Here is an 11008-nt window from a genome sequence, read left to right as displayed (position 1 = left end):
GGGGGACGTGTCCCGATGCCTTCCTGCGCGAGAGGTTGTGTGATGGGGGTCTCGCTTTGGCTCTCTGGGGATTTCAATTTTCCGGTAGCCCACCGTTATCCATGGTGTCGCAGGCGTGTCAGGGATTCAGGGACCTGCGTGCGGGCCGGGGCCCGAGGATTGTCGAAATAGGATTAAAGCGATCGCCATGCCCGGCCGTTAACCTCAACGAAGCACAGTTCGACTTTGACGGCAGACCGCTGTTGCTGAACAGCCCGCCGGTTCGAGACCAACAGGAGAGCAGCCATGGCAATGGTCATCAATTCCAACATCATGTCGCTGAACGCACAGCGCAATCTGTCGAATTCCCAGGCCGAACAGAGCCAGGCCATGGAGCGCCTGAGCAGTGGTCTGCGCATCAACTCCGCCAAGGACGACGCCGCCGGTTCGGCGATCGTCAGTCGCCTGACCTCGCAGGTGCGTGGTCTCGATCAGGCGGTGCGCAACGCCAACGACGGTATCTCCCTGGTGCAGACCGCCGAGGGCGCGCTCAGCGAGAGCAGTAACATCCTCCAGCGTATGCGCGAGCTGGCGGTGCAGTCGGCCAACGGCACCTACACCAGCGGCAACCGCTCGACCCTCAACAACGAGGTCCAGCAGCTCGTCCAGGAGCTCGACCGCATCTCCACCAGCACCTCCTTTAACGGCCTGAACCTAATGGATGGGTCGCTCGGTGAGGTCGATCTGCAGATCGGTTCTGAGGGCGGACAGACGATCAGCGTCAACATCGGTCAGATCGACGCTGATTCGCTTGGTGTCGACGAGTCTGCGGGTGTCGGTTCCTTCAGTCGCACGGGAACGGGTACAGATGTTGCCGCAGCGACTACTGACGTGAAATCGCTCGGGACCGGCGACTTGATCATCAACGGCATCTCGATCTCTGGTGCCACGGCTGCTGCGGACACTGCGTCCTCGGACGCCAAGAGTGCCAGTGCGATCGCAACCGCTGCGGCGATCAACGAGAAGTCTGACCAGACCGGGGTAACCGCGATCGTCGGTGAGACCAACGTGGGTGGCGAAGCCATGACAACGGGTGGTGCGGCCGCTGCAAGTGGTACCGTAACCCTCAACGGTGTGGATATCGATCTGTCGACGAGTGCCAATGATACCACCACCACACGCACCTCGATCGTCGATGCGATCAACCTGAAGGCCGAGCAGACCGGGGTGACCGCAATCGATACGGGGACCGATAATGGTGGGATTACCCTGGTCGCTGAGGATGGGCGCAATATCGTCTTGGAGCACGATGGCACTAGTGGACTCACTGCTGCTAATACCGGTTTGGCGCTGCAAGCAGCGGGTGAGGCCTCTATTACTACAGGGACAGTAACCCTAGTCTCTGAGGGTAGTGAACCGATCAAGATCGAGTCGGGCGCAACCGGCAAGGCGGCCGATGCCGGCTTCATGGAGGGTGACTACACCGGGACGCAGACACAGGTCTCCTCGAACCTGGATGACAGTACCACTGCGATGGCTGCTGGCAACGTGTTCATTAACGGTGTCTCCGTGGGGCCGTCTTACGCAACCGATGATACTGCATCCACAGACGATACCAACGCTTATAGCGCTATTGCTAAGGCTGCAGCCGTCAACCTGGTCTCCGAGCAGACCGGCGTAACCGCGACGGTGAACCAGAACCGAGCAGATAACAGCACGGTTCAGGTGACAGATTCTTCCAGTATTGATGGAACCATTAATGGGGTAGAGATTACAGGTTTTACTACCCTGGCCGGCTCCGAGAATACTAGCGCCAACCGTCAGTCACTGGTAAACGCAATCAATGCCGTTTCCGAACAGACCGGTGTGATCGCGGTCGATACCGGTGAAGATGGTACCGCTAATGGGGGAGGTGTGCAGCTAATCGCGGAGGATGGCCGCAATATCGTTGCCAACATCGCTAATGGTGCAGCGGCAGGCTTCAATACGGGTGCAGCAACCTATGTCGGTGAGTTCACCCTGCACTCGGACAAGGAGATCGAGATTTCGCGAGGGACCGACGACAACCTCGACAACTCCGGTCTGAAGGTCGGCAAGTTCGGCGGCGGCGAGGACGGTCAGTCGCTCTCGAGCATCGACATCTCGACGGTCGATGGTGCCAACAAGGCACTGACGGCGATCGACAACGCGCTCGAGCGGGTCGACGAGGTGCGCTCCGATCTCGGTGCGGTGAACAACCGGCTGGACTTCACCATCAACAACCTGACCAGCATCTCGCAGAACGCCTCGGCCTCGCGGTCGCGGATCCAGGACGCCGACTTCGCGGCAGAGACCGCAGCGCTGTCCCGGGCCCAGGTGCTGCAGCAGGCAGGCACGGCGATGCTCGCCCAGGCCAACTCGGCACCGCAGCAGGTCCTCTCGCTGCTGCAGTAAGCGCCGGTCCCGGCCGCTAGGAAACGGGCCGTCCCCTGACCGGGGTCGGCCCGGTCGAGCCGAGGGAGGCAAGACCAATGGCCAGCGAATCCTATACTCTAAGCAATATCACTCCGATTCAGCAGCCCTCACCGGTGCCATCGCGCTCCGAGCGGGACACCGGGACGAGCGTTGCGGAGCGGGAGGCCAATGAACGGCTCGAGCGCGCCCCCGGCGCGCTCGCGACGCAACAGCAGGTGCGAGCCCAGGACTCCGCCGGCACAGAGACGTCTGCCGAGCGTAAATCTGCCGAGCGTAAAGAGGTCTCCGAGGAACAGCTCAACCAGGCCGTCGAGCAACTCAACGAGATGTTCGGTGGCTCGCGTCGGATGCTCAACTTCGAACTCGACAAAGAGGCCGATCGGACCGTGATCCGGGTGCTCGACGCGGAGACCGAGGAGCTGATCCGACAGATACCCAGCGAGGAGACGCTAAAGTTTACGCAGTACGTCGAAGGGTTGGTGGGGCTGATCTTCAACGACCAGGCGTGAGTGTGTGAGGAGCAACGAACATGGCCGACAACATCATCTCTTCCTTGGGGGCCGGTTCGGGGATCGACATCACCAGCTTGGTCTCGCAGCTCGTCGAGGTCGAGCGGGCCCCGGCCGAACAGCGTATCACCAGGCGCGAGGAACGGCTGCAGGCCGAGATCTCGGGGTATGGCAAACTCAGCAGCGCCCTCGGAGAGCTCAAGGACAGTCTCGGCGCCCTGGCCGGTAACGATCTCTTCAATGCCCGCTCGGTGGCCGTCCCCGAGACCAACGTCATCACCGCCAACAGTGTCGATGTCGGCGCGCAAACGGGTTCCTACCAGATCGAGGTCGAGGACATCGCCCGCGCCCAGTCGCTGACCATGGCTGCGCAGAGCGAGCGCGACAGTGCGCTCGGTAAATCGGGCGAGCTGACCATTCGTTTTGGTGAGTGGACCTATGACGGTAGCGACGCGCCATCGAGCTTTACCGCCAATGACGAACGCTCGGCACTGAACATCAGCATCGATGCCAGTGACTCGCTCGACGCCATCGCCGCCAAGATCAACGAGCAGAATGCGGGGGTTCAGGCCTCGGTGCTCAAGGTCGATAACCAGTATCAGTTGATGTTGACCGCGCCCTCGGGGGCGGGCAATGCCCTGGAGATCAGCGGTGATGACGCCAGCCTCGACGACTTCGCCTTCAACGCCACCAACCATGCCAACGTCACCGAGGTCCAGCAGGGCAGTGATGCGCTGCTGCGGATCAACGGTCTGCAGGTCTCGCGCGAGAGCAACGATATCGATGATGTCATCGAGGGCTTCAACTTCACCCTCAACAAGGCCAGCCCCGGCGAGTCGCTGACCTTCTCGATCAGCGAGGACAAGAGCCTGGCCGAACAGGCCGTGCGTGACTTCGTCGAGGCTTACAACACCTTCCAGGAGACCGCCCAGGGGCTGACCGGGTATGCCCGTGATGAGGCCGGCGAGTTGGTGCGCGACGAGAACGGTGCGCTGTCGCGTGGCGATCTTGCTGGCGATGGCTCGGCGCGCGCCATGGTCGATCGTCTGCGCGAGCTCGTCGGTGGTGAGGTGCAAGGGCTCGAGGGTGGCTTCACCGCACTGACCAACCTCGGGATCCGCACCGAACGCGATGGGTCGTTGTCGATCGAGGAAGACGAGTTCAGTGCCGCCTTCAGCGCCAACTTCCAATTGGTGGAGGACCTCTTCGCGCTGAAGACGACATCCGCCAACAGTGCCGTCTCGGTCAATCTGGGTTCCTTCGCCGGGCGGGTCGATGCGGGAAGCTATGAGGTGGAGATCACCCAGGATCCCTCCCGCGGCGAGCTGCTCGCCGATGCCATCACCCAGGCCGACTTCGACGCCGCCACCGAGACCTTTACCACCGCGCTCGATACCAGCGCCGGTGATTACAGCTTCAAGGTCGAGGTCAACGGTATCGAATCCGGGACCATCACCCTCAACGGAACCTATGACTCGACCGAACAGCTGCGCAGTGACCTGCAGTCACTGATCAACAGCGACGAGACCTTACAGGCCTCCGGCACCAAGGTCGACGTACTCTATGACGACACCACTGACAGCTTCAGCTTTGTCTCCCGCGAATATGGCTCGGTCTCGACGGTTGCCTTCACCGAGGCGAGTGCCTCGATGGCCGATCTCGGGGTGCACACCGGGCTGAGTGGAACCGCCGGTGTCGACGTCGCCGGGACCATCAACGGGGTCGAGGGGTTTGGTGCCGGGAATCAGTTGTTGCCGTCGATCGACTCCCCCGCCTATGGCTTGAACTTCAGTGTTGCTGCCGGCGCGAGCACCCAGGGGGCCTTCGATATCTCCTTCTCACGTGGTTTCGCCGGCGAGTTGAGTCGGCTGGTCGACGGCTTTCTCAGCAGCGACGGCACGGTCGAGATGCGCAAGGAGAACATCCAGGACCAGTTGACCGAGCTCGAGGATGATCGCACGGCGCTTGATCGGCGGATGGAGGCGGTCGAGTCCAGGCTGCTGTCGCAGTTCATCGCGATGGAGACCATCGTCAGCTCGTTTCAGTCCACCGGTGGCCAGCTCGAAGGGCTCGTCGACCGCCTGCCCTACACGGCGCCGCGTTGAGGGTGAGCGAAGATTGCATGATCAGGTTAAAGAAAACAGCAGGAGTGCCGTTATCCATGGTGTCAGCTAAGCAGACCTCTGGCGAAGGTCTGCAACGGGAGTCAGACCCCTTCGGGGAGATTCCCGTAACGCGACCGGGGGCAGTGGAGGCCAGACCGGGCAGGCATCTACGATTGCTGCGTCCTGCTGCAGGGAACCGGGGAGAGCGTGATGATTGAATCGACCCAAGGGCCAGCAGGCGTGATGATCCGCTCGCAACCGACACATCCCCAGGATGATGCCGGCGCGGCGATCCGGGACCGCAACCGTCAGCAGCCGGCATCGGCCGCCGACTCGCAGGCCGCACCAGGTGCGGCGCAACAGGCGACGTCCGACGCCGCGCTTGAGGCGCAGCGGGCTGGGCAAACCGAGGCGCAGCGCCCGCCAGCGGAAGGGGACGAACAGAAGAGTTCGACCCTGATGCTCGAGCAGGTGGTGGAGTCGATCAACGACTACCTGCAGGCGAACCATCGCGCGCTCGAGTTCAGCCTGGATGACGGTTCTGGAGAGGTCGTGGTCACGGTGATGGATGCCGAACGCAAAGAGGTGATTCGCCAGATACCGCCGGAGCATGCCTTGAAGCTGATGGCGCAGATGCGCGATGGCACCGGCATCAGCGGGATTGGGCTGACCGAAGAAGCCTGATGCGCTGATCAATCTCCTAAAAATTGTAACCATTCGTCTGGAGTGGCCGACACCATGTATGCGATGCGTAAGGAACTCAACCAGTACCGTCAGGCTGGACCTTTGGCAGAGGTTGCGGTTGCCAGTCCGCATCGTCTGATCCAGATGCTGTTCGAGGGCGCCGTCGAGCGGATCGCCGTGGCCCGGGGTGCGATGATGCACGGCAACCTGCAGACCAAGGGTGAACAGCTGAGCAAGGCGATCAATATCATCGAGTCGCTGCGCGCGGCGCTCGACCACGACAAGGGGGGCGAGCTGGCCGAGAATCTCGACGCCCTCTACAGCTATATGTCGCGGCGCCTGCTCGAGGGCAATGCACGCAACGAGACCGAGGCCCTCGACGAGGTCTCGGGGTTGCTGCGTACGATCAAGTCGGGCTGGGACGAGATCCCCGATCGTCTCGGTCAACAGTGCTAACCCATCCCCAGGCGCCCGTCTCTCACCGCTGATGGGTCGACGGGCGTGACCTTCGACCCCTGCCCCCTGAAGACCGTCATGATCTTGCTGATGCGTTGACGTCAGCAAGCGGGCGACGATTTTTCGACGATTTCGCGGGGGCGATGCGAGGGCAGGGCCGGGAAGAAGGTGTCAATATTTCGTCTAATTTGACTCTGAATGCTGATTTTTAATCTTATCCCGTTGTTATTAAACGTTTTTATTTTGTGGCGCGATTTTCGCTAGATCATCAGCAAACAACTATTTCAGGGGCGCGCCACCGTGAGTTCGATCAGTCAAGCAGATACGCCGCATCTCACCCTCGTCTCCTCGTCCGAGCCAACCTCCAAGCCGACGTCGAAGCGTATCGATCCGGTTGCATTCCTGCAGGCGATCACCGCATCGCTCGACATGGGCCGCGTCCTGACGATGCTCAATCGTTATCTCTTCGAGTTGGTCGAACACAGCGGTTGGGAATATGCCAACTCGGCCGAGGGTCTGGCCTTCGAAGGCGGGCGCACCGATCGACACCGCTTGGAATACGACTTGGCCCTAAACGGGGCGGACATGGGTCGGTTGGTGTTGATGCGCGGGCGTCGTTTCTCCGAGGCCGAGCAAGAGCGTATCGAAGGATTGCTGGGATTGGCCGCGCCCGCGCTCAAGAATGCACTGGCCTATCAGACCGTGCTCACCCAACTCGAGTCCGATCCCCTGACCGGGCTCGGCAACCGGGTTGCGCTGTTTCGCGAGGGCGCGCACTGGTTGGCCGATGCGGTGCGCCAGTCACGACCGCTGTCGATGCTGGTGCTCGACCTCGATGGCTTCAAACGCGTCAACGACCAGTTCGGTCATCCCGAGGGAGATCGACTGCTCAAGGACGTGGCCAAGAGCCTGCGTGCGGCCACCCGGGCCTCCGATCTCTGTGTGCGCATGGGCGGCGATGAGTTCGTGATCCTGTTGCCGGGAACGGATCTGGCCCAGGCGATGGAGTGCGCCGAGCGTGTTCGTCAGGCGATCGCGCACTGCTCGAGCGAGACGGCCACCGGGGTGCGCATTGGGGTCTGCGCCAGCATCGGGGTGGCGACCCATCGTCCGGGGCTGGACCTCGACGCACTCTATGCGCAGGCCGATGATGCACTCTATGCCGCCAAGCGGGCGGGGCGCAATCGCACCCTGGCCGGTACCGGCTGCGCGACGGCGATGGTGCGCGACAGCGCCCAGCCCCAGGCCCCGCTGTGCTGAGGGCTCCCCGGTCGTGGGGTTTGGTCGGCGGCGGTCGGTGACGGGCTAAACTGGCTGGTGGCAGGCTCGGGTGTCACAATAAGCCGTTAGTCCCTCTCTCCAAGCCGGAGTGCACATGCTGGACAAGATATCGCTCAAGACCAAACTGCTCGTCGGCTTCCTGCTGGTGGCGGTCATGGTACTGGTCATCGGGCTCAAGGCCATCCACGGTGAGCGCACCATGCGCGGCGACGTGGTCCGCATCGGTCAGGTCCGTCTACCCTCGATCATCGAACTCAACCACCTCAACTACCAACGCGTGCAGATTCGCGCCCAGTCGCTGCAGGCGCAGATGCATGCCAACTGGTCGGAAGACACGCGCCAGCTGCTCGAGCAGTTGCTGCGTCAGCGTGAGGCCTCCTGGCGCGAGGTCGAGGCCGCGCTTGCGCGTTATTCCGCGCTCGAGAAGACCGCCGACGAGGTCGCGATCTTTGCCGCCTTCGAGGCTGAGTACGGCGCCTGGCGCACGGTCTATCGTGAACTCGACACCCTGATGCGACAGATGCTCGAGGCCCCGCAGCGTCAGGGTGTCGACGCGCAGAGTGTCTACGCCGCGCTGCGCACCGATTATATGCAGTTGGTCGGCGAGATGATCCCGATCTCCGACCGGCTCGGCGCTATGGTCGAGTCCATGGTGATGATCAATAATCGCTTTGCCAATGACGCGGTTCTCGAGGCGGTCGACGCCTCGGGTAAAACGGTGCTGGTGACCTCGGTGTTGATGGGGCTCGGTCTGGTGCTGTCGATCATCCTCGGGCTGTTGATCACCCGCGACGTGTTGCGCCGTCTCGGGGGCGAACCTGCTTATGCACTGGCGGTGGTCAATCAGGTCGCCGAGGGCGATCTCGGCACCCAGATCATCCTGCGTGATGGCGACAACACCAGCCTGCTCGCCGGTTTCTCGCGGATGGTCGATAACATGCGTCGTCTGCTGCGTGAGGTCGCCTCGGTGGGCAATCAGGTGGCGACCTCGGCCGAGCAGCTGTCTGCGGCCAGTGCCCAGGCCCGCGAGCAGATCGCCCGTCAGCAGACCGAGACCGGGCAGGTGGCCGCAGCGATCAACCAGATGACTACCACCGTCGAACAGGTTGCGCGCCACGCCGGCGAGGCGGCCGATGCCGCGCGTGAGACCAATCGCGAGGCCGACAGTGGTGGCGAAGTCGTCGCCCAGGCCGTCGCTGCGGTCGAGACCATGGCTCAGGAACTCGACTCCTCGGCCCAGGTGGTCGGTCGGCTCTCCGAGGATAGCCGCGAGATCGGCGATGTCCTCGATGTCATCCGCGGCATCGCCGAACAGACCAACTTGCTTGCGCTCAACGCCGCGATCGAGGCGGCGCGTGCCGGCGAGGCCGGGCGTGGCTTTGCGGTGGTCGCCGACGAGGTGCGCACCCTCGCCAATCGGACCCAACGCTCCACCGAGGACATCCAGCAGAAGATCGAGCGGGTACAGACCGGCGCCAACGGTGCCGTCGAGGTGATGGACAAGGGACGCGCGATGGCCCAGCAGACCGTCGATCAGGCACGCCGTGCCGGTGAGTCGCTGCGTACTATCAACGGTTCGATCACCACCATCAACGACATGAACACCCAGATCGCCAGCGCCGCCGAGCAACAGGCGACCGTGGCCGAGGAGATCAACCGCAACGTCCACACCATCTCTGAGGTGGTCGAGCAGAGTGCCTCCGGCTCGACCCAGGTCGCCGCGGCCAGTAGCGAGTTGGCGCGTCTGGCCGCGTTGCTCCAGGAGCGGATGGAGCGTTTCAAGCTATGATCGAGGAGCAGCATCGCCCGGCGGCCGAGCATGGCCGCGCCGGGTTGGTATTGCGTGGCGCGGCCATGGGCGTAGCCGAGATCATCCCCGGTGTCTCGGGCGGCACCATCGCCTTCGTCAGCGGGATCTACGAACGGTTGATCGAGGCGATCCGGGCCGTTGGTCCGGGGTTGATCGGTGTGGCTCGCCGCGACGGGGCCGGCGGGGTCTGGCGGGCGATTGACGGCAACTTTTTGACGCTTCTGCTCGGCGGTATGGTCGTCGGTCTGCTCACCGGGCTGTTCACCGTCTCCTGGCTGCTCGAGCACCATCCACCACTGGTGTGGGGGTTCTTCTTCGGCTTAATCCTCGCCTCCATCCTGCACATGGCCCGGCGCATCGCACACTGGGACGCGACCGGACTGACGCTGCTCGTGCTCGGCGCGGTGTTCGCCTACGCGCTCAGCGTGCTCACCCCGGCACAGGGCTCCGAGGCGCTGTGGTTCGTCTTCTGCTGCGGTGTCATCGCCATCTCGGCACTGATCCTGCCGGGGATCTCGGGGAGTTTCATGCTGCTCCTGCTCGGTATGTACCAGTTCATCATCCACGACACCCTCAAGGGGGTGTTGCTCGACTACAGTCCGGAGCGACTCTTGGTCCTCGGGGTATTCGTACTCGGCTGCGTGGTCGGGCTGATGACCCTCTCGCGGCTGCTCTCCTGGACCTTCCACCGCTTCCACGCCCAGACCTTGGCGCTGCTCACCGGTTTCCTCATCGGCTCGCTCAACAAGATCTACCCCTGGCGCAACCCGGTCGACTGGTTGCGCGATGCCGAGGGCCAGATCGTGATGGCCGCCGACGGGCTCACCCCGCACAAGATCATCGCCGAGAGCAACGTCCTCCCCAGCGCCTACCACGGTGACCCCTTGCTGATCGGCACCCTCGTCGCCTGTCTCCTCGGCATCCTCTCGGTGCTCGCCTTCGAGCGCCTCGCCGAGCGGGGGGGGCGAGGGGACGGGGTGAACCGCTAAGATACCGTCTTGCCTGTCAATCGACGATCATGCAACACCAGCCTCCCCGACTGGAGGCTGGAAGCTGGTTTGAACCGCGAAGACACGAAGGGCGCAAAGGGGAGAAAAGCCTTCAGCGACCAGCCTCCAGCCCGTAGGTTGGGTTGCCCATACACCACCGATCGACGAATCCTCGGGGCTCTAGGACGGGCAACCCAACATCGCCACCAGGCAGCCGCCAGCGGCTTGAACCGCGAAGATATCGTCTTGCCCGTCAATCGCCGATCATGCACACCAGCCTCGCCGACTGGAGGCTGGATGCTGATCGCTGGAAGCTGATTCGAACCGCCAAGGACGCGAAGGAAAGAAGACTTCGGTTGCAGCCTGTCGCGACCAGTCAGCCGTTGTCTTCGACCACGCGTGATTGGGGTCGGCTACCGAGAACCCTCGATCGACTTTGCGTGCTTGGTGTCTCGGCGCCGCCATGCGGAAGCTCGCCCACATCTGCTTCGGCGTGTTCAAGAACCGTCGTCCCTACCAGCCCGATTACGCTTCCGCGGCTTGACGGGAAAGACGGTATCTCGCGGTTCATGCCTCGAAGCTCGGCGCTTGCGCCCCGGTGTTGGGTTAACCGTCGCCGAACGCCGCAGCTTCGTCGATGCCATGGTGGGCGGACGGTTAACCCAACCTACGAGATCAGCTCTCAGCCTCCAGCCGCTCGCCGTTGCGCAGGTGTCTGGTGGCTGTGTTTGAGGGGAGGCC

The 11008-nt window shown here is 62.8% G+C and carries 8 protein-coding genes; all 8 read left to right on the top strand.

What is annotated here, in order from left to right:
• The first annotated feature begins 285 nt into the window (after positions 1–285).
• Positions 286–2412: a flagellin N-terminal helical domain-containing protein gene (locus HF203_RS15915; RefSeq protein WP_168671071.1), complete on the top strand. Its 2127-nt coding sequence runs from the start codon at positions 286–288 to the stop codon at positions 2410–2412.
• Between the two features lie 77 nt (positions 2413–2489).
• Positions 2490–2942, top strand: coding sequence for a flagellar protein FlaG (locus HF203_RS15910; protein ID WP_168671070.1), 453 nt, complete (start codon positions 2490–2492; stop codon positions 2940–2942).
• Positions 2943–2962: 20 nt separating this feature from the next.
• Positions 2963–5047, top strand: a complete 2085-nt coding sequence (gene fliD, locus HF203_RS15905; protein ID WP_168671069.1) for a flagellar filament capping protein FliD — start codon at positions 2963–2965, stop codon at positions 5045–5047.
• 210 nt (positions 5048–5257) lie between these two features.
• The gene (locus HF203_RS15900; RefSeq protein ID WP_246221823.1) at positions 5258–5731 is read left to right on the top strand and encodes a flagellar protein FlaG; all 474 of its coding nucleotides are present in this window, start codon (positions 5258–5260) and stop codon (positions 5729–5731) included.
• Between the two features lie 54 nt (positions 5732–5785).
• On the top strand, positions 5786–6187 hold the full coding sequence (gene fliS / locus HF203_RS15895; protein WP_168671068.1) for a flagellar export chaperone FliS: 402 nt from the start codon (positions 5786–5788) through the stop codon (positions 6185–6187).
• Between the two features lie 300 nt (positions 6188–6487).
• Positions 6488–7447, top strand: a complete 960-nt coding sequence (locus HF203_RS15890; RefSeq protein ID WP_168671067.1) for a diguanylate cyclase — start codon at positions 6488–6490, stop codon at positions 7445–7447.
• Between the two features lie 115 nt (positions 7448–7562).
• Positions 7563–9257, top strand: coding sequence for a methyl-accepting chemotaxis protein (locus tag HF203_RS15885; RefSeq protein WP_168671066.1), 1695 nt, complete (start codon positions 7563–7565; stop codon positions 9255–9257).
• Entirely contained in the window at positions 9254–10267 is a 1014-nt protein-coding gene (locus HF203_RS15880) for a DUF368 domain-containing protein (RefSeq protein ID WP_168671065.1), read from the top strand. The genes HF203_RS15885 and HF203_RS15880 overlap by 4 nt, the downstream gene beginning before the upstream one ends.
• The last annotated feature ends 741 nt before the right edge of the window (positions 10268–11008 follow it).

Source organism: Marichromatium bheemlicum, from assembly GCF_012276755.1.
In the GTDB taxonomy this organism is placed as follows: domain Bacteria; phylum Pseudomonadota; class Gammaproteobacteria; order Chromatiales; family Chromatiaceae; genus Marichromatium; species Marichromatium bheemlicum.
Note: the sequence above shows the minus strand (reverse complement) of the source record. Positions and strands in the feature narration are given on the sequence as shown.

Excerpts from the sequence above, each read along its gene's own strand:
- fliS (WP_168671068.1), top strand. The coding sequence starts at position 5,786 with ATGTATGCGATGCGTAAGGAACTCAACCAGTACCGTCAGGCTGGACCT.
- HF203_RS15885 (WP_168671066.1), top strand. The coding sequence starts at position 7,563 with ATGCTGGACAAGATATCGCTCAAGACCAAACTGCTCGTCGGCTTCCTG.
- HF203_RS15900 (WP_246221823.1), top strand. The coding sequence starts at position 5,258 with ATGATTGAATCGACCCAAGGGCCAGCAGGCGTGATGATCCGCTCGCAA.
- HF203_RS15910 (WP_168671070.1), top strand. The coding sequence starts at position 2,490 with ATGGCCAGCGAATCCTATACTCTAAGCAATATCACTCCGATTCAGCAG.
- HF203_RS15915 (WP_168671071.1), top strand. The coding sequence starts at position 286 with ATGGCAATGGTCATCAATTCCAACATCATGTCGCTGAACGCACAGCGC.
- fliD (WP_168671069.1), top strand. The coding sequence starts at position 2,963 with ATGGCCGACAACATCATCTCTTCCTTGGGGGCCGGTTCGGGGATCGAC.
- HF203_RS15880 (WP_168671065.1), top strand. The coding sequence starts at position 9,254 with ATGATCGAGGAGCAGCATCGCCCGGCGGCCGAGCATGGCCGCGCCGGG.